Below are 25354 nucleotides of genomic sequence, written 5' to 3'. Positions count from 1 at the left end.
TGAAACCAGAAAACGTACATCCTGATATATTATTTCACCAAATGCTCACCGCGCCACAAATCTTCAAAATTCTCTCGCTCACGCACCACATGAGCCTGTGCACCATCAACCATGATTTCTGCCGGACGACAGCGAGTATTGTAGTTTGAGCTCATAGTGAAACCATAGGCTCCAGCACTACGCACCGCCAGTAAATCACCTTGATTCAGCGTTAATTCACGATTTTTACCCAGAAAATCACTGGTTTCACATACCGGTCCGACAACATCATAGGTCTGACGCTGACCCGTTGGTTTTTCAATAACCGGAATGATCTTCATCCATGCTTCATATAAAGCAGGGCGAATCAGGTCATTCATACCCGCATCAACAATGGCGAAATGGTGATCGTCCTGATCTTTCAGGTACTCTACTGTGGTCAACATAATACCGGCATTGGCGGCAATCGCCCGTCCTGGTTCAAAGCAAAGCTCCAAACCTTCGCGCCCTTTCAGCTTTTGCAGTAAGGCAGCCGCGTACTCTTTCGGCTCTGGTGGTGTTTCATCGTCATAGCGTACGCCCAATCCACCGCCCAGATCCAGATGATGGATCTCAATTCCATCCTCTTTAAGCTGGTCCAGTAAAACCAATAATCGGTCAGTCGCGTCAAGGAAAGGCGAAAGCTCTGTGAGCTGAGAACCAATATGGCAATCGACACCTCTGACCGCAATATTTGGCATCTCGTTAGCTAAGCGGTAAACCTCACGCGCTTTTTGATAGCTGATACCAAACTTATTCTCTTTTAACCCGGTAGAGATATAAGGGTGAGTTTTAGCATCCACATCCGGATTAATACGCAACGAAATAGGCGCTTTCACCCCCATTTCACCCGCAATCTGATTGATACGGTGTAATTCAGGAATAGATTCCACGTTAAAACAACGGATACCCACTTCCAGCGCCCGACGAATTTCAGTCTCTGACTTAGCCACACCGGAAAATACAATTTTAGCCGGATCGCCACCAGCAGCCAGAACGCGCTCCAGTTCACCCTGTGAAACAATGTCAAAACCTGAGCCTAAACGTGCCAAAACATTCAGAAATGCCAGGTTGCTGTTGGCCTTAATTGCATAACAAATCAGATGAGGATGACCGGATAACGCATCATTAAATGCATGCCAGTGGCGCTCAATCGTCGCCCGAGAATAGATATAAAGAGGTGTACCAAAACGAGCGGCCAACTCTGCCACCGGTACATCTTCGGCAAATAATTGCCCGTCTTTGTAATTAAAGTAATCCATAGTGTCTGCCTAATCTGTTTTTTATGCTGTGTTTATCTGATACAACCGAAATACTCTGAATGTCCGCATCACGTCCCCTGCCGGTTACGTGATAAAAATAAATTTTAGCGGATAAACAAATGATCACTCTTTGGTCGCTTTATCACCCTGAGCATTATTTTCTGTTTGTGCAGGTTGTGATTGCGTCGGTTTTAGCGGAGACTCCTTCTTAGGCGGCTCGTCCGTTGGCATATATAAAGGCCCTTTCAAGCCGCAGCCAGCAAGCCAAAAGGTTGTCAGTACTAAGAGTGAGCAACGAAAAAATGTATTCATTAAAATAAGCCTGTGATTCATTTTGTTTAGCCCTCTATAATCGCAGCTAGATCACGAAAAGCAATAGGAATTCTGATTATGAATGATACTGAGTTTCATCAACTGGCAGAAAAATTGATGCATAACATCGAAGAGGCCATTGATAGCATCGATAGCGATGCCGATATTGATTATGAAATCAATGGTGGGGTGATGTCACTCTCTTTTGAGAATGGCACTAAAATTATCATTAACAAACAAGAGCCTATGCATCAAGTCTGGCTGGCAACCAAAAGCGGTGGATACCATTTTGACTACCGTGATGGTCAATGGTTTTGCGATCGCAGCGGGCAGGAGTTTTTCTCTGTGCTGTCAGAAGCCTGTACCGAACAGGCGGGTGAAGAGGTTTATTTGCGGGATTAATTTTTCGCAAATCAGGTGATTCAATTCAATATTAGACAATATTCCGGTCATAGCATCGTTGCGCAGAAGTGATTTACGCGCCGGCCGGAAAACTCTACATACTCGAGATCAGTAAATCAGAAGGTATGACTAAGAAGAATATCTTTTTTAGTGATCGGCACTGATGGCGCACTCAGCGGTGAAATTGAATTGCTGTTGAAAGGGATAATTCGCGCTTCACCCTCTGACTGAACAATCTGATAAAACTGCGGCAAGTTAAAATTGACCGAACCCGAACCATAAGTAAAACGTTCATGGGAAGAGGCGTAAAAACGGCTAACGTCGCATACCAACTCTTCAATACACCCCTGGCAGTTTAGATAGACTTCAACCCGATTTAGCTCATCCAGAATATAGATATTGAATCCCTTATCTGTATCTTCAAAGAAGAACTGGATAATCCCCTCGCTGGCAGAACCATCAATAATTTCGGGTAAATGTTCCTGACCTGCTTTTAGCTGAACCGGAATGCCGTTCAGCTTATTGTTGGAAATCGCACCATAAAACTCAACAGCATTTTCCAGCTTCTGCACTGAAACGCTCAGACGCTCAAAGAATAAACCCCAGGTTTGTCCTGCAAGGCGCAGTGCTTTAAAACGATTTGAATCCTGACGGGTACTGGATAAACGCAGGCTAATACATTCTGACACCAACTGTTGCAGGCGCGTCTGAATTAATCCACGCAGATGCTGGCTATAACAGAAGACGTCGACTGATTCAGGCGGCAGCGCATCCTGATGCATCTTACCCAGAATTGTTTTTAGCGCTTCAATCACCGCCTGACTGCCGCTGAAATGCAGAGTACGAACCTCATTCCATGAGTTGCGATACAGTAAATCTACGCTGCCAATCAGACACTGTTCCTGATTACCGAAACTGAATACATCCAATTTACCGAGGTCAAACGGTGGAGTATCTTGCTGCAACAGGGATTCTGTCGGGTCATTTTCCAGATTAACAATCAGTGCCAGATGTCGAATTTCACAAGGACTGTATAGCGCTTTTGGCGTAGGCGCCGGTACTCTTAATGGAAAATGTTTAGCAATATCAGCAACAAATACCTGCAGCTTTTCATCGCTGCAATACTGACTATTTTTAACATGCAGACGCGTATCCGGCGTCAACAACCCATTAAAATAGCTCCAGGCCACCAGTTTGCTCAGGTAGCGATTATATTCCAATGGCTGATGGCCAATAATAGAATCAACCTGTGGCGCCTGATTATACAGATACCATCCGGCACGATTTGCCCGGTCAATGGGTACCTGGATAAACGTGAGGTTTTTTTCTGACAGGTCTGGTGATATTTGTGGGTTTACTAACGTGACTTTGCCCGGTAAAGCTTCAAAAGCGGCATATAACTTACGGGTTAGTACGCCAATATCTTGTGGGCTGGCACTAACGCTTAAATTATTACGGCGGGCGAAACGAATCAGATTACGGTAGCTTTGCATCAGCGCATCCAGCAGCTCATTATGAGCATCGCGGACGCGTTCAATTTTCCAGTTGGCGCGATTGTCTAAAATCTGCATTCGCTCCGTATCCCAGCCCCAATCACGAGTTAACTGACTGAGAATTTCCCGCCGCCAGTTGCCCTGAGCCGGAATAGTATCTGTAGATTCAGACAGACGTTCACAAACCTTCATATAAAAACAGCGGCGAACCAGATCCAGACGGGCATCATCACCAATCGCCTGTAAATAGGTGGTCACTCTTTCCAGCATCATGTAATAGGCGTCCAGACTGAAAGAATCCAGCTCACCATTATGCAGACGCTGTTTAATCTCTATTGCCAACAGTTGTGACTGTGGGTATTGCCATGAATAGGTTTCAAGCAGCAAGGTTTTCAACACTGCTTTATAAGGCGAATCGATACTTTTATACAATTGCCACAGGCTGGCACCAAAATACTCTTCCGCAGAAAGCGAACCTAAACCACCCAGATCTATCCACTCATCGCGCTGTAGCGTCCCGTCGGCAAATAGTGCTGAAACATACTCTTCATAATTCATCTCCTGTTCATCGGGAACCACGTTCCATAAAACAGGCTTACCGGCTAAACGTACGGCACTACGATAAAATTCATCTAACAGCAGAATATGCAGGGTTGAACCACAGTCTTCATTATCCAGCTTACCGCTCTGATTTTGGCGAAAGCGGTTTTCATCAATCAAAAAGAAGTTAACTTCCACACCCAGTGAGGCAGCCCACTGTTCCAGCAGCAAGCATTTCGCCTGCAAAATAGTGCGTTCATTACCGTTCAGCCATGACTGATGACAGATCCAGATATCCAGATCGGAAAACTGACTTTGGCCAACCGAAGAAGTACTTCCCATGCTGTAAACACCCGTAATAGGCAGTGCCTGAGTAGCATGTTGATTAAGAGGAATATCGGTACTCTGACAGAAGTTCGTCAAATACTGTGTTTGGGCTTCATTAGGAACATAGGCGCAGATACCGTTAGGTACGATACCATCCTGATAACCAGGCATTTTGGGGTGGTGATAATGCAAAAAAACGGGCAGCAGCATGTAAACCTGCTGGAAAGCAGATCCCATATTCGCCATAGTCCGATCGATACGTAATTGATTTAACGTATCCAATCGCTGCTTTAATAGAGTCATATTAAGATGCAAGACGATTTGCCTGATTGATTCCCAAGATTGTTAAAGGAACTGCATTCTGGTTGCTCGTCCATTTAGCAAATACAATCGTTCATTGATTGCCAGAAACGTGATCAATTTAACACCTTGTGAGGTAGGCGTAAAGGTATTGCCCCCTTTCCTCACCGCTTCCCACACTATTTTGTTCACAATTCAATACAACATTCGAGGTAGATATCAGACCTTCCTGCTGAATAATAAATAATTTCAGCAAAAAGCATCGAGACTTCATTTTATTTCAAATGTTGATAATTATTATGCTGCGCTGACACCCAAGGCCCCAACTGGTAGAATGAGACGACATAATAAAAAGGTAATGATAAAGCATGTCTACTAACACTATTCGCATTGCGACTCGTCAAAGCCCACTGGCGCTATGGCAAGCACACTACGTCCGGGATCGTTTATTAGCTTTCCACCCAAACCTGACGGTTGAACTGGTGACCATGGTAACCCGCGGCGATATCATTCTGGATACGCCTCTGGCTAAAGTAGGTGGCAAGGGGCTATTTGTAAAAGAGCTGGAAATCGCCATGCTGGAAGGACGTGCTGATATTGCCGTTCATTCAATGAAAGATGTGCCTGTCGCTTTTCCGGAAGGTTTAGGTTTAGTCACTATTTGTGAACGCGAAGACCCGCGTGATGCTTTTGTCTCTAACCGTTTTAATTCACTGGATGATTTACCTGCCGGCAGCATTGTCGGAACTTCAAGCCTGCGTCGCCAGTGCCAACTACGTGCCCGTCGTCCTGATTTGGTCATCACGGATCTGCGCGGTAATGTTGGTACTCGCCTGAGTAAATTGGATAATGGCCAATATGACGCCATTATTCTGGCCGCTGCGGGCTTAAAACGTTTGAAGCTGGAACAACGTATCAGTAACTTTATGACACCAGAAGAGTCTTTACCGGCGGTAGGCCAGGGTGCGGTAGGTATCGAGTGCCGACTGAACGACCAAAGAACCCGTGAATTGTTAGCGCCACTAAATGATGCTGCAACAGAAACTCGGGTGACGGCTGAACGAGCCATGAATGCCCGTCTGGAAGGCGGATGTCAGGTACCGATTGGCAGTTATGCCGAGCTGGAGGGCGATGAACTTTGGCTCCGTGCTCTGGTTGGCGCACCCGATGGCAGTATAATGATTCGCGCGGAATGTCGCGGCCCTGCATCTGATGCTGAAAAAATGGGTATTGCTCTGGCTGAAGAATTACTCAGTCAGGGAGCAGATGAAATTCTGCAACGCGTCTATCAGGATAGTTAGTCCTGATGACCATACTGGTTACTCGCCCCTCTCCTGCCGGTGAAGAGTTGGTTGAACAACTCATTGCGCAGGGGATTAGTGCCTGTCATACCCCATTGATTAGCTTTGCCCCTGGTGACGAACTTAAAAACCTACCTGATTATTTGAATAATTTGCGTCAGGATGACTTACTGATCGTCGCTTCCCAACATGCGGTATATTACGCACGGGACAAATTACTCGAAGGATGCCATATCTGGCCTGATAATATAGATTATTTGGCTATTGGCGAGAAAACCGCCGGGGAACTTGAAAAAGTGATAAACCGCCCGGTAGCTCGTCCTGAAGGTCGCGAAATCAGTGAGCAACTGCTAAAATTACCCCAATTACAGCATGTTGCCGGTAAAAGAGTGTTGATTTTGCGTGGAAACGGCGGGAGGCCCTTTCTGGCAGAACAACTTCAAAAACGGGGAGCTGAAGTAACGTTTTGTGAATGTTATCAACGCCACCCGATACCTTATGATGGCGAAAAACTTTACCATCATTGGCAGCAGATGAACGTTAACACGCTGGTAATTACCAGTGGAGAAATGTTACAACAGCTGTACGAATTGGTTCCTGAACGCTATCGTAGCTGGTTACTTAGTTGCCAATTACTGGTAGTCAGTGAACGACTTGCTGCTCTGGCCAATACATTAGGCTGGATGCATTGCCAAATTGCAGATAATGCAGATAACGATGCGCTATTGCGTGCGCTACAACAAATTTAACTACGGGATGTGCCAAGATGACGGATTCAACGACCCCATCAGCACCAGTTGAGCAAGAGAACGTGTCAGCTGAAAAAGAAACAAATACTCAAACGCCAAAAGTCAGGCAAGGTAGCCGGTCTGGTGTTGCATTAGGAGCGATTGCTATCGCTTTAGTCATTGCGCTTGGCGGTGGTCTTTATTACCACGGTCATCAATGGGCTGCATCCCAGCAGGCAACAATACAGCAGTTACAGGCTCAAATTGATTCACTGAAAACCGGCCAATCGAAAGAAGATGGTCAGCTGTTAGCATCACAAAATGAGTTTACTCAACAGCTGAAAAATACCGAGAACCAGATAGCTGAGCAAAACAATAAGCTGAATGCTCAAATATCAACTCTCCAGGATCTACAGAATAAGGTCACGACTATCGCTTCCAGCGATAGCAAAATATGGCATCTGTCTGAAGCTGATTTCCTGGTCAAAATGGCTGCTCGTAAGCTATGGATTGAGCAAGATGCGGCAACAGCAATTAATATGCTAAAAAGCGCAGATAAATCACTATCTGAATTTAATGACCCAAGCTTAAGTGAAGTTCGTCAGGCGATTATTCAGGATATCAATTCTATTTCAGCGGTAAGTCAGATCGATTTTGACGGTATTGCTTTGAGATTAAATGAGCTCTCTGACCAAGTGATGAACCTACCATCTGCCAGTACCGACTGGGATAACGCGCCACTGGATAAGAGCAGTACCGAAGTGAGCGGTGAGCTGAAAGACTGGCGTCAAAACTTGAAAAACAGCTGGCATAACTTTATGTCAGAATTCATTACTATTCGTGCCCGCGATGTTCCGGCGAATGAACTAACCAGCCCGCTGTTAACGCCGGATCAGGATACCTATCTGAGAGAAAACTTACGCTTAAAATTGCTGATTGCAGCCAGAGCGGTTTCTCGCCATCAAAGCGAAATCTATCAGCAATCTCTGGACAGCGTTTCCACCTGGGTTCGTGCCTACTTCGATCCGGATCACTCATCAACCAAAGCATTTATAAGCCAGCTTGATGAGCTCACTCAGCAATCCATTAATCTGGATATGCCTAAGGAACTGAAAAGCTTGTCGCTATTGGATGCCGTAACGAGAAAACGTACTCGTGATATCGCACCGCCAGCACCGGTTTCAGCTCCAGCGGCGGCACCTGCACCAGAATCAGCCCATCCATCCAGTAATCAGGAGGGTTAAACATGCTGCGTTTACTCTTTCTATTATTGATACTGGTTGCAGGCATAGCGGCAGGTCCAATGCTGGCTGGTCATCAGGGCGCAGTAATGATCCAAACGGATAATTACGACATTAAAATGAGCGTAACTGGTCTTGCTATCCTTATCGCATTACTGTTTATCGTTCTGTTCTGTCTCGAGTGGGTACTACGCCGCATTTTTCATACCAGTGCACGTACTAAAGGCTGGTTTGTTGGTCGTAAAAGTACTCGTGCTCGCAAACAAACCCGAGCGGCAATGCTTAAGCTAACCGAAGGGGATTTTTCTCAGGTTGAGAAGTTACTTACCCGTAACGCTGACCATGCAGAACAGCCCGTGGTGAACTATTTGCTGGCGGCTGAAGCTGCACAGCAAAATGGTGATACTCAGCGTGTGAATGACTATCTGAGCCGTGCTGCAGAGCTGGCAGATACCGACCAGCTTCCGGTTGATATTACCCGCATCCGCATTCAGTTGGCACAAGGCGAATATCACGCTGCACGTCACGGTATCGATCAGTTACTTAATGATGCACCTCGCCATCCGGAAGTGTTGCGTCTGGCACAGCAGGCCTACTTAAAAACCGGTGGTTATGCCTCCTTACTGGAAATCATTCCTTCCATTGAGAAAGCCAAGCTTTACGACGAAGATACGCTGGAAACCTTACGCCTTGATACTTACATCGGCTTAATGAATCAAGCCATGTCTGAAGGCGGTAGCGAAGGGCTGAAATTATGGTGGAAAAACCAGCCGCGTAAAGTGCGTAATAACCAAACGCTCCAGGTTGAACTGGCTTCCCATTTCATCGACTGTGATGATAATGAGCAAGCACAAAAGATTATTCTGGACGGATTAAAACATCAATATGATGAAAGACTGATTCTGTTAATTCAGAAGCTGGAATCCGGTAATCCGGACCCGCTGGAAAAAGAGTTAAAAATGCAGATTCAGGAACACGGCGCAACGCCTCTGCTAAACAGCACATTGGGTCAACTGCTAATGAAGCACGGTGAGTGGGAACAAGCCAGCGTAGTGCTAAAACAAGCGATTGAGCAACATCCTGACGCTAAAGACTATGCATTACTGGCGGATGCGCTGGATAAGCTAAATCATACTCAGGAAGCCGCACAAATACGTCGTCAGGGGTTAGCACTATCCCTGAAGTAAGAATGATTAGATCATTGTGAAACGGGCCCATAATTTGGGCCCGTTTTTATTTTTGCCCCTGATATGCCGGGTTTAACGATCGGGCCATAAATTTCAGACAAAAAAACACTTGCCTATAAGGGCAAGTGTGAGAAAAAAATCAGGTCAAAGGACAACATGGTGGTGTCTCACTCAACGTTATGTCTAATGTTTGATGACAATGTCATCATAAGGCTAGACGATAGACACCATTACTCGGCTCTGCATCATTCATTGGATTATGAAGAGGTCCTTAAACCAACTATCATAAAAAGGAGAATGAGCATCTACATACAGGATATTGCACTTATCATGCCAACTTTTATTAGTTCAGATTAAAACAAGCAATGATTTTATATCCAATTGATTAATAATGAATTATTTTTATTATCTCTTTTTGCTACTATTTTTATATTTCTTGTATACGGCGTAAAACACATGAACAAGACGTCTCTTTTTAGAGACAGCTAATATCCGATATATATTTCTTTTTAATAATCAATACATTAAATGTCTTTAAGTAACGACAAAGTAAAGAAAAAACAGACGGGATCAGCGACAGTATGAATTCACGGACAAATACCAACAAAAAATACCGAGCCTTTAGTTTTACTATTCTACTGGTGATTATTCTGTTTTTTTCTGCCATCACTCTGGCATTTTGGCTTGACTGGTTACCACCAGAGATGGTGATTTTATATGCCACATTAAGCCTGATAACTTTTCTGTTTTATGGCAAAGATAAATCTGCCGCAAAAAAGCATACCTGGCGTATCAAAGAAAGTACCTTGTTATGGTTGGGTGTAATCGGTGGATGGCCGGGTGCCCTGATAGCGCAACAATTATTTCGCCACAAGTCGAGCAAGAAGTCATTTCAATGGATGTTCTGGCTTACCGTTATCATTAACTGTGCAATATTAATTTGGTGGCTAAGAAGCCGCTAAAATCGACAGGATAAACAGAGGGGTGGCCAATCAACCACTTTATTAAAACGCAGATAAAGAAAAACCCCGCAATGTGCGGGGTTCTCAAAATTTGGTCGGCGAGAGAGGATTCGAACCTCCGACCCACTGGTCCCAAACCAGTTGCGCTACCAAGCTGCGCTACTCGCCGAATCAGGTACTGCTTTTTATTTGTTATTTTAAATTCGTGTGGTGCGAAGAGAGGGACTTGAACCCTCACGTCCGAAGGACACTAACACCTGAAGCTAGCGCGTCTACCAATTCCGCCACCTTCGCAATAACACAAAAATCTAAAACTTACTACATCAACAAATTAATGGGGTGGCTAATGGGACTTGAACCCACGACAACTGGAATCACAATCCAGGGCTCTACCAACTGAGCTATAGCCACCATAAATTCTTTGCTCAACCCGGTATCCAAACCTTGGACATTAATCACGCCCTGCGCACTGTTTATGGCGCGCCCGACAGGATTCGAACCTGAGACCTCTGCCTCCGGAGGGCAGCGCTCTATCCAGCTGAGCTACGGGCGCGCAGTGCGCCGTTGCGGTGAGGATAGTACGGATTTAGAACCCATCTGTCTAGCCCTTTTTTCAGGAATTTTTCTAATTGCTCACTTCATCAACGATTCGACTACTTTTTTATCACAAAACAAGGGTAAAACATATTTTACTCATAATAAATTTATCTTTATTACCATTTTTTGCTTCCAGAATTGCTCAACCTCTTTTAAAGTCAGAGTTAGCGAATGAGAAATACATTCGCACACTAATAAAAGCAAACACAGATTTCCGATGAGTTAAACATCACCACATCAGGTGACGGTGTTTTATTGCTACAAAAATCAATCGGAAAAACAGGCTTAGGAAATAATATCTATTTTAGGGACCAACCACAGTGAGTAACATAAAAAAGCCATTTGGCTTTCTACGCGGTAGCCTCGTTACCCAAATATTAATAGGCATGTTCGCCGGCATCATTCTGGCATTCGTATCACCAAGTGGCGCTCAGGCCGCTGGTCTTTTAGGTAATTTGTTCGTCAGTGCACTGAAGTCCGTTGCACCTATTCTGGTTTTTATTTTGGTTGCCTCTTCTATAGCCAACCATAAGAAAGGCCAGAAAACCAATATGCGGCCTATCGTGATGCTGTATCTGATCGGTACTTTTGCTGCTGCATTAATTGCTGTTCTGGGCAGTTTCTTATTTCCTTCAAAACTGCTTTTAGCAACCACCAATGCGGCACTGAGCCCTCCGGGTAGCGTAATTGAAGTTCTCCATGCAGTTCTGTTTAAAATGGTCGATAACCCTGTCAGAGCCCTTATGGAAGCAAACTATATTGGTCTTCTGGTTTGGGGTATCGCGTTAGGTGTGGCTTTACGTCATGCATCTGATACCACCAAAACGGTAGTTAGCGATCTCTCTTACGGCATTACCTTTATTGTGCGTCTGGTAATTCGTTTCGCACCTATTGGTATCTTTGGTTTAGTCTCCGCGACACTGTCAGACCCGGAAACTGGCTTCTCTGCATTTCGTGGTTATGCCCATCTACTGACCGTATTAATCGGCTGTATGGCGGTGGTGGCGCTGGTACTTAACCCACTCATTGCATTTATTATCACGCGTCAAAACCCATATCCATTGGTGTTTACCTGTCTGCGTGACAGCGGTATTCCTGCCTTCTTCACCCGTAGTTCAGCGGCAAACATTCCAGTCAATATGACGCTGTGTAAGAAGCTGAAACTCAAAGAAGAAACCTATTCCGTCGCCGTTCCTCTTGGTACCGCTATCAATATGGCAGGGGCCGCTGTGACTATCACAGTATTAACCTTAGCAGCGGTGTACACTTTAGATATCGCTGTTGATATCCCTACCGCATTACTACTCAGTGTTATTGCCTCAGTTTGTGCCTGTGGTGCATCAGGCGTTGCCGGTGGCTCGTTATTGCTGATTCCGGTTGCTTGTAGCATGTTCGGTATCCCAAATGAGATTGCTATGCAGGTTGTTGCTGTAGGATTTATCATTGGGGTGCTGCAAGACTCAGTAGAAACCGCAATTAACTCATCAACTGACGTGGTATTTATCGCGGCGGTCTGCAAAGCTGAAGAGCAAAAAGAAGCGGCTATGGCAGCCTCGGCAATAAAAGAAAGTTAATTATTGGTTGCATTTAAACAATAAAAAAAGCCCGTCAGGGCTTTTTTTATTAGGATGATTTATCAACTAGAGGCGATTAGTGTAGTGATAGGCTACATACTTAAGCAGCTTGAACTGCCGACGCCAGCGGGTTGGTTGTGCCAATAAGCGATATAACCACTCCAGTCCCATATTCTGCCAGGCTTTTGGCGCTCGCTTAACGTGCCCGGTAAATACGTCATAGGTTCCACCAACCCCCATATATAACGCATCAGAATAGATCTTACGGCAATCACGCATAAACATCTCTTGCTTTGGCGATCCCATAGCAACAGTCACAAATCTGGCTCCACTGGCACGAATGCGTTCAAACAAAGCCTCACGATCTTCCGGTTTGAAATACCCATCCTGACTACCAACAATATTCACATTCCACTGACTATTTAGTTTTTGCTCAACCTCTGCCAATATTTCTGGTTTCCCCCCCACCAGAAATACTGGTACTCCCTGTTTTCCAGCCTGTTCCATTAACGCTTCCCAGAGATCGGCACCAGCGATACGCTGTACATCAGCATCCGGATATTTACGACGAATGGAACGTACAATGCTGATTCCATCAGCATATTTATACTCAGCCGCATCAATCAATTCACGCAAAGGCTTATCCTGCTCTGCAGTCATTACCTTCTCGGCATTGATCGCAACCAACGTTCCGGTTTTCATATCGCTATCGTCAAACAGATAGTCGACAAACTGAGCCATGTTGCGAAAGCCCCATATATCAATACCGCGAATACTATATTTAGCAATATTCACACTACTCTCCTAACCTGCTTTCACATTATCAATGTTTACCTGTCCGGAAGACAGAGAACGGCGGACTCGCTGGCGTATCATGCCGCAGGCGTCAAAAACCCAATACAGCAGCTTCGCAATAATCAGACACAGTCCAAATATCAGAGCAAAGAAAACAACTCGGGAAACAAAGGAATCTAAACCTTCCCGAGCTAATACGATAATGTTAAAAACCGCACCAAAGCAGAATGCCTGCATAATCGCGCCTTTATAGCGATTGGTTTCGGTTCGTCCCTTCTCATACACCCAGTCAAACCATTTAATAATCAAACCAACCAGTACCGCTCCAAGAGGGATAAACCATACCCCCCCCATCACCACCAGAGAGCCTATCAGGGTTGGTGATATTGCCAGACCGGCATGATAGTCCAGCACTTCCCAGGTAAAGTAATTGGCCGTATTCACAACCAAATTAGGTCTGTCAGGCCATAGCCAACCGGGAATAAATACATAGAAATCACGAACAATGGGAGCCAAGCCCTGAAACTCTATCTTGTCGTAATTTTGCAACAATAGCGCCAGATTCTCCCATGGGGAGAAGGTATCCCGGGTGAGATACAGGAAGGTATAGAATGCCTCTGCGCCAGACACATTCATGCCATAACGCTTTAATGCCAGCCAGAACATACCCACGACACCAGCAACGCCTGCCATAACCAACATCCACAACGTGATGTGTCCACGAGCAATGCCAATAAACAAGAACAGGGAGAAAGCAATCAGGATATTGGCCCGCGTTCCTCCTACAACCACATACGTCAGAATTCCAAATGCGACGGTACTAATCAAAAACAAAAACCAGCTGCGGGTATTTTCTTTCAGGAAATAGACAACCAACATGGCGGGAATAAAGAAATAGAAAAAGCGTTTTAACGCAACGCCAGAAACATCACTGGAAAATATCTGGCTATATTTCTCTAATTTAAACAGTAAAAAGCCATTTTGCAGGAAAAATATTCCAACGGTGATAATCGCGACTAAAGCTAACAGCATCCAGGTTAGATTAGTTTCAACACGATTCATATTAAACAGTGCTGGACGGGGCTTATCACTCGGTTTTAATAATCGGGTTTTATAACAAACATAGTAAATGGCATAAAAACAGGTCGCCGAAAGTAACGCATTAAGTAATGAATCGACTTCAACTACTTGTACATCAAACTGAAAAACCAACAAGCAGGTTAACGGGAAACCAAAATAGAACGTTAATAAATAAAGCAGTGAAAATAATACGTTAAAATTAAAACGTACTTTCCTGAACTCTTTATAAGTTAAGGTCAGAATGAATATCAGTGATATCAGGTAAACAACAAACAAACCACCAAACTGTGCAGGTTCCATTATTTTACCTCTCCGGCAGCCACAACAAGCGCCTGCTTCCATCCACTAATATAGTTAGGATTAAAAAAGGCGATATGGCTTTTATCCAGTGTAGTGATTTTTTCCTGAATCTCCCGAACCCTTTCCACATCTATCTTATCACCATAGAACAAAAATGGGACTTTCTGCTCCTGAAGGTCATTCCAGAACGGATTATTACGGCTCACAACAAAAGGCACTCCGCTTTGGATCAGCAAACAAAGCGTACCAATTCCCTGCTGACGATTAAAAATGAAATAACCTAAATCACAGCCAGAAAGAATAGATAAATATTCATCAAAAGGAATTTGCTCAGTCAGCAACGTTACCTGGCCCTGAGGAAATAACTCCACGGCTTTAACGCTAATCTCTGAAATATAGCTATGGTTATTCGCCGGATAGCCCAGTGGAATAATAATGTTAACCAAATCTTTATCAAATTGGCGATGAATTTCCTGTAATACCTCAATATGGCGGTTAGTACGATCGCCAGAATTACCCACCAATATTGTTAACGTCTTCTTGTGGCTCTTATTAATTAGTGTTGGTTGATAAGCTGGGTCCATTCGGGTTGGAAAATAGAGCAATGAACAGGGTGTATCAGGATGTTGTTGTTGGTAATAGATCAAATCACCCCGGGTAGCGAAAACATGTCCTACTTTTCCCTGAGCAACACGACGTAACCGATAAAACAGACGAAACTTCCAACTGGTGGAGTCTTCATATAAATCAGCGCCCCAAATGTGCCAACTAACACGTTTAGGATTAAGTTTATTAAATAGCAGAGCAAGCCACAATTTGGCATTAAACTGGCCATGAAATAAAAAGCGTGCGTCTGCATCCACTTTAGCCCGCACAATCACGGCCTGAGCCAGCGATGCTTTATCATCATAGCCTTCAATGTTTAGCTGGCTAAATGACTCAAATGACGACGTGTCCTTTGCCGCAACCATAAAGTGTTTAACATACTCATGGGGCACCTGTGTTGATAAAACGTCGTTAAAGAAACGCAGCACCGTTAAATTATGGTGAGGTATATCAGAACCCAATATATGAATCAAAGTCGTCATGATCGTCTACGATAGATAAAGAAAACGCAGCTACAAAGTACAAAATAGATGATATAGGTAGCCATATAAGATTGGGCTGCACCCACGGCACCATTTTGCGGTATCAACCAATGTGAAAAACCGGTTAGTAAAGCAAACTGACTCACTTCCGTCAGGATATAAAACCGCAATGATGCCTTAGCAATCACTAAATAGCCAAAAACATACGATCCTACTTTTAATACATCACCCACTAACTGCCAGGCAAACAAATCACGCATTGCGACAAACTGGCTGGAAAATAGCAGCCAAATGGCAAAATCCCGCAATAACCAAACGCTAAAACTAACGATAGCCACAACGGGTAACACAAAACGCAGCGAGCGTAAAATTTCTCGTGAAATGTCAGACTTATTGGTCAAACGAGAAAGGGTGGGTAGTAGATAAACGGTAAACGAAGCGGTAATAAACTGTAGATAAGCATCGGAAATACTACTGACACCCTGCCAAATACCAACATCATCCCAGCTGTAGTGCTCTGCCAGTAAATTTCGCATCATCACATAGGCAACAGGTAACGTTACTGAAGTAATCAATGCCATGATGGTAAATTTGCCCAGACTGCCAGCCAGAGCCTTATCCCACATTGGTTTTAAATAGCCGAAAGGAACGGTTTTTCTGCGCCACAAAATAAGACCAGCAGGAATAACGACCAGTGCAGGAACCAGCGCTAAACCAGCTAAGGCACCTTGATAACCACCCAGATAGTAACAAACCAGATATCCAACTACGCCAAACAGGCTACCACCAATAACACCGAGTGCATTACCTACCGCATCACGATAACCTTTTAAAACGGCCAAAAAGAAGTTAGCGTAGGCAATTCCCATCTGAATGAATGCAACCGATCTCACTACATTCTGGTACTCAGCATGACCAAATAAGCCTACACTGATAGGTCCGGCAAACAGTAAAAAGATAACTGCCAGCAGAGTAGAAAAACCTAACACAATACTGGCGGATGTTCCCAGTGCTTTACGCAACTGTTCAGGTTCTTGCTGATATTGAGCTACATAACGCGTAATACCATTAAATATCCCGGCACCCGATAGCACACCCAATACGGTAATTAACTGGCGGAAGTTACCTGCCTGTCCTACACCGCTGGGGCCAAAAGAGACGGCCAACAATTTAACGATCAATAACCCCACGCCGATTTTAATCAGCGTGGAGGCAGCAGTCCAAATTGATGCTTTTGCCAGAGACATATCAGGCGAAATAACTCAGAATGGTATTGATTACAGTACGTTGAGTAATGTCTGTCATGTTAAAGAATAATGGTAAACGAACCAGACGATCGCTCTCTTTAGTGGTATAGCGATCTTCACCGTGGAATTCACCATACTTTTCGCCAGCAGGACAAGCGTGCAGAGGAATATAGTGGAATACCGCCATAATCTCCGCTTCTTTCAGATAGCTGATAAAACGAGTGCGGTCTTCTACATCATTCAGCTTAATATAAAACATATGCGCATTTTGCTGGCAGTTTGCTGGAATCGTTGGCAGTTCAATTCTTCCCTGCGCAGCTAAAGCTTTAAATGCATCATAATAGTTATGCCATAGTTGCAGGCGACGCTGATTAATCGGATCTGCAGCTTCAAGCTGCCCCCACAGGTATGCAGCCTGCAAGTCCGCCATCAGATAACTGGAGCCAATATCACGCCAGGTATATTTATCTACCTGACCACGGAAAAATTGGCTACGGTTAGTTCCTTTTTCACGAATGATTTCCGCCCGTTCGATCAGTGCAGGATCGTTGATTAACGTTGCCCCACCTTCACCACCCGCCGTATAGTTTTTCGTTTCATGGAAGCTAAAACAACCGATATGACCAATTGTGCCTAACGCTTTGCCCTTATAGGTGGACATCACCCCCTGTGCTGCATCTTCTACCACATACAGCTTATATTTTTTCGCTAAAGCCATAATGGTATCCATTTCACATGCCACACCAGCATAATGAACTGGAACAATCGCACGGGTATTTTCCGTAATTGCAGCTTCAATTTTAGTTTCATCAATATTCATAGTGTCCGGACGGACATCTACAAATACCGCTTTAGCACCACGCAGTACAAACGCGTTAGCTGTTGAAACAAAAGTAAAACTTGGCATGATAACTTCATCACCCGGTTTAATATCCAGCAATAACGCAGCCATCTCTAATGAAGCCGTGCAAGATGGCGTCAACAATACTTTATGGCTACCAAAGTGCTGCTCCATCCATTGCTGACAGCGACGGGTAAAACCACCATCACCACATAACTTACCGCTGCCCATTGCGGCTTTCATATATTCGAGTTCTGTACCAACAACAGGAGGAGCGTTAAAAGGAATCATTTTTTCACCTGAGTAATTTGTTAAATAGACATCTGTAAATAGTTATCTGTATAACCAATATGCCGTGCTATTGATGGAAGCACCGCTACGAATATAAAGACGCAAAGCTGCAAGATTTCCCATCTGAGTAGCAACACAGAGATGATTCAATTTTCGTGCCACACACCAACTTTTAGCTACCTTCATCAGCTCAATACCTACACCTTTATTGCTACAGTCAGGCCAAACGGCTAACAGGCCTACGCGGCCCTGACTATTCCCAATATCGCGTAAAGTCACAAAACCTTGGGGATTACCGTCTTTGTCCTCAAGTATCAGACAACTATGGTCAAAAGTTCCTAATACGGCTTTTTCCACCCATAAGGCATAGAAACGGCCACTATCGCTATTCTGATACCATGGCGCACGAAATCTACTCAAGTGGAAGACATTTGATGCTACCGCTCGTAATGCGGGTATATCCTGCTCTGTAGCCAGCCGGCAGGAAAATAGTAAATCTGGTGAACTGTCAGCTACAGTATCAAGCGATACCATAAAATCCACTTCACCTTCAACCAAGTGAAAATCTAATGAGCTTAAAGTATCTATCCAGTCTCCACGAGATGCAGGTACCTTTGCCTGAACCAATTGGAAACCAGACAACGCTTGCATATTCAATGGCGTAGCTGTCGAGCCATTAAAATTCAGCTTAGCCGTGGAGAGTGAAAAAAATTCACTCTCCCACTCAAGAGACTCAATATTGGCGAGGACGGACATTGAGTAAATCCTGCAAATATTTTCCATAGCCGGTTTTTGCCAGAAGTTTAGCGGTTTTTAGCACGCTCTCATCATCTAACCAACCATTGCGCCAGGCAATCTCTTCCAGGCAAGCTATTTTGAATCCTTGTCGCTTCTCTACCGTTTGCACAAAGGTGCTAGCTTCAATCAGACTATCGTGAGTTCCTGTATCTAACCATGCAAACCCACGACCAAGCAACTCAACATTCAGCTCGCCTTGCTCAAGATACATCTGATTAATACTGGTAATTTCCAGTTCACCACGAGGGGATGGTTTAACCTGCTTAGCCAATTCTACCACTTGATTATCGTAGAAATAGAGTCCGGTCACCGCCCAGGTTGACTTTGGTTTAAGTGGTTTTTCTTCAATAGACAGTGCCCGGAAATTATCATCAAACTCCACAACACCAAAACGTTCCGGGTCCATTACCTGATAACCGAAAACACTTGCTCCCTGGTCACGGGCAACAACACTGCGCAGTTTTGAGCTAAAGCTTTGGCCAAAAAAGATGTTATCTCCTAAAACCAGGCAACAGGAATCACCATTAATAAACTCTTCACCAATCAGAAATGCCTGTGCTAAACCATCAGGGCTAGGCTGAGCGGCGTAACTAAGTTTAATGCCAAACTCTTCACCTGAGCCCAATAGCCGCTGAAATGACGGCAAATCTTCTGGGGTAGAAATAATCAAAATATCCCGAATACCAGCCAGCATCAGCACGGAAAGCGGGTAATAAATCATTGGTTTATCATAAATAGGGAGCAGCTGTTTGGATACACCGCGCGTAATTGGATACAGTCGGGTACCTGAACCACCTGCAAGAATAATACCTTTCATTGGCTTCACCATTTCCCTGGCGCTTGCATTAAGAGGAGGCCGGGGATATCACTTAAACAGAATCTAATGATTGGGGCCCTGCTTTAGAACCCCAGGTTATTTTGTCAGCAGAACTATGATTTCAAACCAATGCGTTCTCTGGCATAACTTCCATCCTGGACTCGCTGCCACCACGCTTGGTTCGTCAGATACCAGGAGACTGTCTTACGAATACCTGATTCAAAGGTTTCCAGCGGCTTCCAGTTCAATTCTCGCTCAATTTTACTGGCATCGATGGCATAGCGCATATCATGGCCGGGGCGATCCGTTACATAGGTAATCAGATCCTCATATTTAGCCACACCGTCAGGTTTTGATGGTGCTAACTCTTCCAATAACTGGCAAATAGTGCGCACAACTTCAATATTTTTGCGCTCATTATGACCACCAATATTGTAGGTTTCACCAACAACACCTTCAGTGACGACCTTATATAAAGCCCTTGCATGGTCCTCAACAAATAACCAGTCCCTGACCTGAGCGCCATTACCATAAACCGGTAATGCTTTCCCTTCTAATGCATTCAAAATGATCAGAGGAATGAGTTTCTCAGGAAAATGATATGGTCCATAGTTATTAGAACAGTTAGTCACGATAGTTGGGAAGCCATAGGTACGTAGCCAGGCTCTGACCAAATGATCACTAGAGGCTTTAGACGCTGAATAAGGACTGCTTGGCGCATAAGGCGTTGTTTCAGTAAACAAGTCCGTAGTCCCATGTAAATCACCATACACTTCATCAGTAGAGATATGATGAAAGCGAAATGCTTGCTTCAGTGCAGTATCTAACCCCATCCAATAGTGACGGGCTGCTTCCAGCAGTGTATAAGTTCCAACAATATTGGTTTCAATAAACGCTGCCGGACCATCAATAGAGCGATCGACATGACTCTCTGCTGCCAGATGCATCACTAAGTCTGGCTGATACTGAGTAAAAAGACGATCCAGCGCAGATCTGTCACAAATATCAACTTGCTCAAAAGAGTAGCGGCCACTGTCAGACACTTCCACCAATGAGTCGAGATTTCCGGCATAAGTCAGTTTATCAACCACCAATACGCTATCTTTGGTATCCTGAATAATGTGTCTCACTACCGCAGAACCAATAAAACCGGCCCCGCCAGTGACTAAAATCTTTCTCAACGCCATACCCCTTTAGTGTCGATAACCCACTGTTGTTTAACTTGTTCAGAACTAATTGCCTTAAACTGACGATGGTCAACCAGCATAACCAAAACATCTGCTTCAGCCAGTGCTTCTCCGGTCTCCGTTAAACGAGCTTTTTCAGCCAGCACTTTTGGTAGCTCATGAACGTTTGGCTCAACGGCCAACGTTACCCCCGCATGCCAGTCAGCAATCATGTGGGTGATTTCCAACGCAGGGCTCTCTCTCAGATCGTCAATATCTGGTTTAAATGCCAGACCAAAGCAAGCAATTTTAATTTCTGAGGCACGCTTACCGGTAGCAGTCAGGCAATCCGCTACTGCAGATTTCACTTTGTCCAGTACCCAATAAGGTTTGCCATCATTCACTTCACGAGCAATACGAATCAAACGTGCGTCCTGAGGGTTTTGCGCCACAATAAACCATGGATCGACAGCAATACAATGACCGCCAACACCAGGTCCTGGTTGCAAAATATTAACCCGAGGATGACGATTAGCCAGGCGAATCAGCTCCCATACGTTAATTCCCTGATGGTCACAAATTAGTGACAGCTCGTTAGCAAAAGCAATATTGACATCGCGGAAGCTGTTCTCGGTTAATTTACACATTTCAGCTGTACGTGAGTTGGTAATAACACACTCACCTTTCAGGAAAATTTTATATAGTGCGCTGGCACGATCCGAACAGCGAGGGGTCATACCGCCCACGACCCGATCGTTTTGAATCAGTTCTACCATCACTTTCCCGGGTAATACACGCTCAGGACAGTAAGCGATATTAATATCAGCCTGCTCGCCAGCCTGTTGAGGGAAAGTAAGATCGGGACGAGCTGCTGCCAGCCAGGCAGCCATCTGCTCAGTGGCACCAACAGGAGAGGTCGACTCCAGAATAACCAAGTCACCTTTTTTCAGTACCGGAGCAATAGATCTGGCAGCGGCTTCCACATACACCATATCTGGCTCATGATCGCCTTTAAACGGTGTTGGAACAGCAATCAAAAATGCATCTGCAGCTAAAGGTTTGGTAACCGCCTGTAAACAACCCGCCTCAACGGCTTCTTTAACCACTTTATCTAAATCAGGTTCAACAATATGAATCGCACCGCGGTTAATGGTATCTACCGCATGCTGATTAATATCTACGCCAATAACCTTTTTTTTACGCGACGCAAAAGCGGCAGCAGTAGGCAAACCAATATAGCCAAGACCGATTACTGAAATTGTTTCAAAACTCATAGCTTCACCTGATTATTTTTTAAAGCATCGAGAATACGCTGACAGGCTTTTCCGTCACCGTAAGGATTATGTGCCCGACTCATTAAGTGATATTCATTTTCATCCGTTAACAGCCGGCTCACCTCTTCTAAAATCAATGCAATATTTGTACCAACTAATCTAACTGTCCCTGCGGAAACCGCTTCCGGACGCTCTGTCGTTTTACGCATAACCAGAACTGGCTTGCCTAAAGAAGGAGCCTCTTCCTGGATACCGCCAGAATCAGTCAAAATTAGGTAAGCGTGATCCATTAAATAAACAAACGGTAAATAATCCTGAGGTTCAATCAAGATCACATTATCAATATGGCTCAGGATACGCTTAACCGGCTCTCTGACATTTGGATTAAGATGTACCGGATAAACTACCTGCACATCCGGATGTGTACGGGCAATATCAGCCAGTGCACTACAAATCCGTTCAAAACCGTCACCAAAACTTTCCCGACGATGGCCGGTGACTAAAATGATTTTTTTGTCCTGCTGCAGGAAGGAATAACGTTGTTCCATCTCCTGTTTTAACCGGGCATCATTATGAATACGGTTACGTACCCAAAACAGCGCATCAATTACCGTATTACCTGTAACAAAAATACGGCTGTCAGGTATCGCTTCTGTTAATAAGTTTTGTTTTGAGGTTTCTGTCGGAGAAAAATGATACATGGCCAGATGGCCCGTCAATTTTCGGTTTCCTTCTTCTGGCCATGGAGAATAGAGATCCCCAGTACGCAACCCGGCTTCAACGTGTCCAACAGGGATACGCTGATAAAATGCAGCTAAACTGGTAGCAAGAGTTGTAGTGGTATCGCCATGAACCAAGACCACATCTGGTTTAAACTCTTCTAAAACCGGCTTTAACCCTTCAAGAATACGGCAGGTAATTTCTGTCAAACCTTGTCCCGGCCGCATAATATCCAGATCGTAATCAGGTTTTATATTAAATAGCTTAAGTACCTGATCCAACATCTCCCGATGTTGAGCCGTCACACAGACTTTCGACTCAAAATAGTCATCATCGGCCAATGCGTGCACTAATGGCGCCATTTTAATTGCTTCAGGTCTCGTGCCAAAAACAGTTAACACTTTCACAGAGCTATCTCTTTAGGTCAGTTATCACGGCAGTTATGCCATTAAGGTGCCCGAAGGCACCTATCCTTATCATATTTCTTGTTTACGTCTGCGAGTCAGAGCAATACCGGCACCAACCAAAGCCCCCACTCCTCCCCACATAATCAGCAGGAACAGACGGCGAGGCTTATCACGGGTAATTGGATCTTCCGGCGTACGTAAATAGCGATATGCTTTAAACTGGTTATCCAGTTTTGCTCCATCATTCAGAGAAGAAAGCACTGCACGATCGTGATCATAATCATTCTCAAAATCAGGACCATTTGCCTGTAATGCCTCGTAGCGAGCCTGAAGCATTGGCTTACCTAGTAAAAACAGCTCAGAATTAGGTAATTGATCGGCAGGAACATCAGTTTGAGAGCGGGTAATTCCCTGTTGCTGAGCAATCGTTAGCGCCTGTTGCAAACGTTTTAATTCTCTCTGGTACACCGCATTCGCCATTTTTTCCTGACGCTGAACCTGACGGGCCAGAGAGGTTTGACGCACTGACCAGGTACCTTGTAATTCAGCATTCAAGCTCGCGACTGCACGCTGATTAGCAAAATTAATATATTGGCGCAGCAGTTGGTTTGCATCGCTTGGGGTTTCTGCTGTTAATTTAACACTATCGTTTACGCCTTTTTTGTCGTCTTTAGGAGTAAAAACAATATTGTTAATCAACTCATCCAGCACTACGGCATCTGCACGCACATCACCTGATTGACGCTGCTTATAATAATCAGACTGTAACCAGAAATCACGGCGGGTATCATAAGAAGAGAGCTGCATGATAAATTCGCGGTAAACATCTTCCGTAATTGGTGTTTCTGCCACTGCGGCATTATTGCTACTGGTTCGAATAAGTCCGCGCAGAAACTGCTCTTGCGAATAATAACCGCCGAGCATGCTGACTGTCGGTTTATCAGTAATTGCAGTTGTACTCCACTCCTGTTTGACTACATAAGAGTAGCCTAAAGCAATCGCTGCAAAAATAATGGCAATGCCAACAATCCATATTTTGCCATACCATAATGAATAACACAGACTACGAATATCTAATTCATTATCAACTGACTGGATCTCTGATTTCATGTCTAAGACAAAAGCCTCTGGTTAGGAAATTCGCTGATTTTCATGAGTTCGCCGCATACGGCGCTTCGTGCGTTTAATAAAACGAGCCACACGCCAGGCATGCTTAATACAAAAGCCATACAATACAAATACTAGTAAGAACAGTACCAACATCATCCATTCAGAGATAAAAAAGACATGCTCTCCAACAACACCTATTGCTGCCAATAGTGCAGCCGCCAACGTAATCAACACAAACGCCTGACGAGAGGTAAAACCAGCGCGCATAATAAGATGGTGAATGTGCTGTCTATCTGCAGCAAATGGACTCATACCTTTACGTAACCGACGGTACATAATGGCAATCATATCAATCAGAGGTATTGCGATAACCCACAATGCAGTCACTGGGTTCATTGGATGGCCGACACCCTGAGTACTCTGCAACAGAATCCAGATAACGGTAAAACCAATTAATGTACTACCCGCATCACCCATAAACACTTTATAACGTTTACCAAACGCACCAAGATTGAGTAATAGATAAGGGATAATCGCGACAATAATAGCAAAGCACCAATAGCCTAAAAATGCCTGACCATCAATGACTAATAAAATACCTAAGGCACCAAAAGTGACACATCCTAATCCACCCAATAGGCCATCAATGCCATCAACCATATTGAAAGCATTAATTGCTGCCCACACGGCAAACAGCGTAACCACATAACCTACCGGGCCAAGCACCAGTTCCCATGGACCTAAAATAAATCCAAGACTATGAAGATACAGGCCGGCAAAAACCATCATTGCAATAGCTACCAGTGCCTGTACTGTTGCTCTGAACTTCACGCTAATATCAAAACGATCGTCAACAGCACCAACTAGAACCAAAATCCCGGCACAGATAAGATAAATGCCGGGTTGCTCAATCTCATTCCAGTTAAGGAAAAGATACAGGCAAATCCCGGCATAAACAGAAATACCACCAACTAATGGAATAACACCTTGGTGGCGTTTCCGATAATTTGGTTTATCTACTAAGCCAATGCTTTTGGCTATTTTGCGAGCAATAAATAGAAAAGCCAGAGAGAACAAAAAGACGATAACAAGATCGCCACTCATACTGAGTAAATTCACGATTAACGGCTCTCGATAAAGTTTATGAGTATCAGAATATTACTCTAATACTCATAA

Annotated in this window: 22 protein-coding genes and 4 tRNA genes; 7 read left to right on the top strand and 19 right to left on the bottom strand. The window is 44.4% G+C overall.

Features of this window, described 5'->3' with window-relative positions:
- Positions 1 to 29 precede the first annotated feature (29 nt).
- A complete protein-coding gene (gene lysA, locus EKN56_RS01045; RefSeq protein ID WP_130590117.1) occupies positions 30 to 1280 on the bottom strand; it encodes a diaminopimelate decarboxylase in 1251 nt (416 codons plus the stop codon).
- A gap of 123 nt (positions 1281 to 1403) precedes the next feature.
- On the bottom strand, positions 1404 to 1592 hold the full coding sequence (lptM, locus tag EKN56_RS01040) for an LPS translocon maturation chaperone LptM (RefSeq protein WP_130590116.1): 189 nt from the start codon (positions 1590 to 1592) through the stop codon (positions 1404 to 1406).
- A gap of 78 nt (positions 1593 to 1670) precedes the next feature.
- On the opposite strand from lptM, the gene cyaY reads away from it, so the two are divergent.
- On the top strand, positions 1671 to 1994 hold the full coding sequence (gene cyaY, locus EKN56_RS01035) for an iron donor protein CyaY (RefSeq protein WP_130590115.1): 324 nt from the start codon (positions 1671 to 1673) through the stop codon (positions 1992 to 1994).
- Between the two features lie 116 nt (positions 1995 to 2110).
- Here cyaY and EKN56_RS01030 read toward each other — a convergent pair whose 3' ends face one another.
- Positions 2111 to 4657 (bottom strand): class I adenylate cyclase, encoded by a 2547-nt coding sequence (locus EKN56_RS01030; protein ID WP_407656513.1) that lies wholly within the window; start codon positions 4655 to 4657, stop codon positions 2111 to 2113.
- Positions 4658 to 5022: 365 nt separating this feature from the next.
- On the opposite strand from EKN56_RS01030, the gene hemC reads away from it, so the two are divergent.
- From hemC to EKN56_RS01005, 5 genes are all read left to right on the top strand, one after another.
- Entirely contained in the window at positions 5023 to 5955 is a 933-nt protein-coding gene (hemC, locus tag EKN56_RS01025) for a hydroxymethylbilane synthase (RefSeq protein ID WP_130590113.1), read from the top strand.
- Positions 5956 to 5960: 5 nt separating this feature from the next.
- On the top strand, positions 5961 to 6704 hold the full coding sequence (gene hemD / locus EKN56_RS01020) for a uroporphyrinogen-III synthase (RefSeq protein ID WP_130590112.1): 744 nt from the start codon (positions 5961 to 5963) through the stop codon (positions 6702 to 6704).
- Between the two features lie 17 nt (positions 6705 to 6721).
- The gene (gene hemX, locus EKN56_RS01015) at positions 6722 to 7927 is read left to right on the top strand and encodes a uroporphyrinogen-III C-methyltransferase (protein ID WP_130590111.1); all 1206 of its coding nucleotides are present in this window, start codon (positions 6722 to 6724) and stop codon (positions 7925 to 7927) included.
- 2 nt (positions 7928 to 7929) lie between these two features.
- Positions 7930 to 9111 (top strand): protoheme IX biogenesis protein HemY, encoded by a 1182-nt coding sequence (gene hemY, locus EKN56_RS01010; RefSeq protein ID WP_130590110.1) that lies wholly within the window; start codon positions 7930 to 7932, stop codon positions 9109 to 9111.
- 581 nt (positions 9112 to 9692) lie between these two features.
- The gene (locus EKN56_RS01005) at positions 9693 to 10073 is read left to right on the top strand and encodes a DUF1294 domain-containing protein (RefSeq protein ID WP_130590109.1); all 381 of its coding nucleotides are present in this window, start codon (positions 9693 to 9695) and stop codon (positions 10071 to 10073) included.
- A 92-nt stretch (positions 10074 to 10165) separates the two neighbouring features.
- Here EKN56_RS01005 and EKN56_RS01000 read toward each other — a convergent pair.
- The 4 genes from EKN56_RS01000 to EKN56_RS00985 form a co-directional block, all read right to left on the bottom strand.
- Positions 10166 to 10242, bottom strand: a tRNA-Pro gene (locus EKN56_RS01000).
- A 39-nt stretch (positions 10243 to 10281) separates the two neighbouring features.
- Positions 10282 to 10367, bottom strand: a tRNA-Leu gene (locus tag EKN56_RS00995).
- Positions 10368 to 10408: 41 nt separating this feature from the next.
- Positions 10409 to 10484 (bottom strand) — tRNA-His (locus tag EKN56_RS00990).
- 65 nt (positions 10485 to 10549) lie between these two features.
- Positions 10550 to 10626: transfer RNA gene (locus EKN56_RS00985), tRNA-Arg, on the bottom strand.
- Between the two features lie 364 nt (positions 10627 to 10990).
- Here EKN56_RS00985 and sstT point away from each other — a divergent pair.
- Positions 10991 to 12244, top strand: a complete 1254-nt coding sequence (gene sstT / locus EKN56_RS00980; RefSeq protein WP_407656511.1) for a serine/threonine transporter SstT — start codon at positions 10991 to 10993, stop codon at positions 12242 to 12244.
- Between the two features lie 66 nt (positions 12245 to 12310).
- Here the strand turns inward: sstT and wecG are convergent, their stop codons facing one another.
- The 12 genes from wecG to wecA all read right to left on the bottom strand — a co-directional run bounded on the left by wecG (position 12311) and on the right by wecA (position 25297).
- Positions 12311 to 13039, bottom strand: coding sequence for a lipopolysaccharide N-acetylmannosaminouronosyltransferase (gene wecG, locus EKN56_RS00975; protein WP_130590108.1), 729 nt, complete (start codon positions 13037 to 13039; stop codon positions 12311 to 12313).
- 9 nt (positions 13040 to 13048) lie between these two features.
- Positions 13049 to 14419, bottom strand: coding sequence for an ECA oligosaccharide polymerase (gene wzyE / locus EKN56_RS00970; protein ID WP_130590107.1), 1371 nt, complete (start codon positions 14417 to 14419; stop codon positions 13049 to 13051).
- Positions 14419 to 15507 (bottom strand): TDP-N-acetylfucosamine:lipid II N-acetylfucosaminyltransferase, encoded by a 1089-nt coding sequence (locus tag EKN56_RS00965; RefSeq protein WP_130590106.1) that lies wholly within the window; start codon positions 15505 to 15507, stop codon positions 14419 to 14421. The genes wzyE and EKN56_RS00965 overlap by 1 nt, the downstream gene beginning before the upstream one ends.
- Entirely contained in the window at positions 15504 to 16754 is a 1251-nt protein-coding gene (gene wzxE, locus EKN56_RS00960; RefSeq protein WP_130590105.1) for a lipid III flippase WzxE, read from the bottom strand. Before wzxE ends, EKN56_RS00965 begins: the two co-directional genes overlap by 4 nt.
- Before the next feature lies 1 nt (position 16755).
- Positions 16756 to 17886, bottom strand: a complete 1131-nt coding sequence (gene rffA / locus EKN56_RS00955; RefSeq protein ID WP_130590104.1) for a dTDP-4-amino-4,6-dideoxygalactose transaminase — start codon at positions 17884 to 17886, stop codon at positions 16756 to 16758.
- A gap of 42 nt (positions 17887 to 17928) precedes the next feature.
- Positions 17929 to 18642 carry a dTDP-4-amino-4,6-dideoxy-D-galactose acyltransferase gene (rffC, locus tag EKN56_RS00950; RefSeq protein ID WP_130590103.1) on the bottom strand — a complete coding sequence of 238 codons (714 nt, stop codon included), beginning with the start codon at positions 18640 to 18642 and terminating at the stop codon, positions 17929 to 17931.
- Positions 18620 to 19501 carry a glucose-1-phosphate thymidylyltransferase RfbA gene (gene rfbA / locus EKN56_RS00945; RefSeq protein ID WP_130590102.1) on the bottom strand — a complete coding sequence of 294 codons (882 nt, stop codon included), beginning with the start codon at positions 19499 to 19501 and terminating at the stop codon, positions 18620 to 18622. The genes rffC and rfbA overlap by 23 nt, the downstream gene beginning before the upstream one ends.
- Positions 19502 to 19614: 113 nt before the next feature.
- A complete protein-coding gene (gene rffG / locus EKN56_RS00940; protein ID WP_185955894.1) occupies positions 19615 to 20688 on the bottom strand; it encodes a dTDP-glucose 4,6-dehydratase in 1074 nt (357 codons plus the stop codon).
- On the bottom strand, positions 20679 to 21941 hold the full coding sequence (gene wecC, locus EKN56_RS00935) for a UDP-N-acetyl-D-mannosamine dehydrogenase (RefSeq protein ID WP_130590100.1): 1263 nt from the start codon (positions 21939 to 21941) through the stop codon (positions 20679 to 20681). The genes rffG and wecC overlap by 10 nt, the downstream gene beginning before the upstream one ends.
- Entirely contained in the window at positions 21938 to 23068 is a 1131-nt protein-coding gene (wecB, locus tag EKN56_RS00930; RefSeq protein WP_130590099.1) for a non-hydrolyzing UDP-N-acetylglucosamine 2-epimerase, read from the bottom strand. The genes wecC and wecB overlap by 4 nt, the downstream gene beginning before the upstream one ends.
- A gap of 69 nt (positions 23069 to 23137) precedes the next feature.
- Positions 23138 to 24178, bottom strand: a complete 1041-nt coding sequence (gene wzzE, locus EKN56_RS00925) for an ECA polysaccharide chain length modulation protein (RefSeq protein ID WP_130590098.1) — start codon at positions 24176 to 24178, stop codon at positions 23138 to 23140.
- 21 nt (positions 24179 to 24199) lie between these two features.
- The gene (gene wecA, locus EKN56_RS00920) at positions 24200 to 25297 is read right to left on the bottom strand and encodes a UDP-N-acetylglucosamine--undecaprenyl-phosphate N-acetylglucosaminephosphotransferase (RefSeq protein ID WP_130590097.1); all 1098 of its coding nucleotides are present in this window, start codon (positions 25295 to 25297) and stop codon (positions 24200 to 24202) included.
- Positions 25298 to 25354: the final 57 nt, after the last annotated feature.

Origin of the sequence: Limnobaculum zhutongyuii (assembly GCF_004295645.1) — a bacterium.
Taxonomy (GTDB): Bacteria; Pseudomonadota; Gammaproteobacteria; order Enterobacterales; family Enterobacteriaceae; genus Limnobaculum; species Limnobaculum zhutongyuii.
This window is presented reverse-complemented; position numbering and strand designations above follow the sequence as displayed.

Coding starts and splice junctions, on each gene's coding strand:
- lysA (WP_130590117.1), bottom strand. CDS start 1,280: ATGGATTACTTTAATTACAAAGACGGGCAATTATTTGCCGAAGATGTA.
- lptM (WP_130590116.1), bottom strand. CDS start 1,592: ATGAATACATTTTTTCGTTGCTCACTCTTAGTACTGACAACCTTTTGG.
- cyaY (WP_130590115.1), top strand. CDS start 1,671: ATGAATGATACTGAGTTTCATCAACTGGCAGAAAAATTGATGCATAAC.
- EKN56_RS01030 (WP_407656513.1), bottom strand. CDS start 4,657: ATGACTCTATTAAAGCAGCGATTGGATACGTTAAATCAATTACGTATC.
- hemC (WP_130590113.1), top strand. CDS start 5,023: ATGTCTACTAACACTATTCGCATTGCGACTCGTCAAAGCCCACTGGCG.
- hemD (WP_130590112.1), top strand. CDS start 5,961: ATGACCATACTGGTTACTCGCCCCTCTCCTGCCGGTGAAGAGTTGGTT.
- hemX (WP_130590111.1), top strand. CDS start 6,722: ATGACGGATTCAACGACCCCATCAGCACCAGTTGAGCAAGAGAACGTG.
- hemY (WP_130590110.1), top strand. CDS start 7,930: ATGCTGCGTTTACTCTTTCTATTATTGATACTGGTTGCAGGCATAGCG.
- EKN56_RS01005 (WP_130590109.1), top strand. CDS start 9,693: ATGAATTCACGGACAAATACCAACAAAAAATACCGAGCCTTTAGTTTT.
- wzyE (WP_130590107.1), bottom strand. CDS start 14,419: ATGGAACCTGCACAGTTTGGTGGTTTGTTTGTTGTTTACCTGATATCA.
- EKN56_RS00965 (WP_130590106.1), bottom strand. CDS start 15,507: ATGACGACTTTGATTCATATATTGGGTTCTGATATACCTCACCATAAT.
- wzxE (WP_130590105.1), bottom strand. CDS start 16,754: ATGTCTCTGGCAAAAGCATCAATTTGGACTGCTGCCTCCACGCTGATT.
- rffA (WP_130590104.1), bottom strand. CDS start 17,886: ATGATTCCTTTTAACGCTCCTCCTGTTGTTGGTACAGAACTCGAATAT.
- rffC (WP_130590103.1), bottom strand. CDS start 18,642: ATGTCCGTCCTCGCCAATATTGAGTCTCTTGAGTGGGAGAGTGAATTT.
- rfbA (WP_130590102.1), bottom strand. CDS start 19,501: ATGAAAGGTATTATTCTTGCAGGTGGTTCAGGTACCCGACTGTATCCA.
- rffG (WP_185955894.1), bottom strand. CDS start 20,688: ATGGCGTTGAGAAAGATTTTAGTCACTGGCGGGGCCGGTTTTATTGGT.
- wecC (WP_130590100.1), bottom strand. CDS start 21,941: ATGAGTTTTGAAACAATTTCAGTAATCGGTCTTGGCTATATTGGTTTG.
- wzzE (WP_130590098.1), bottom strand. CDS start 24,178: ATGAAATCAGAGATCCAGTCAGTTGATAATGAATTAGATATTCGTAGT.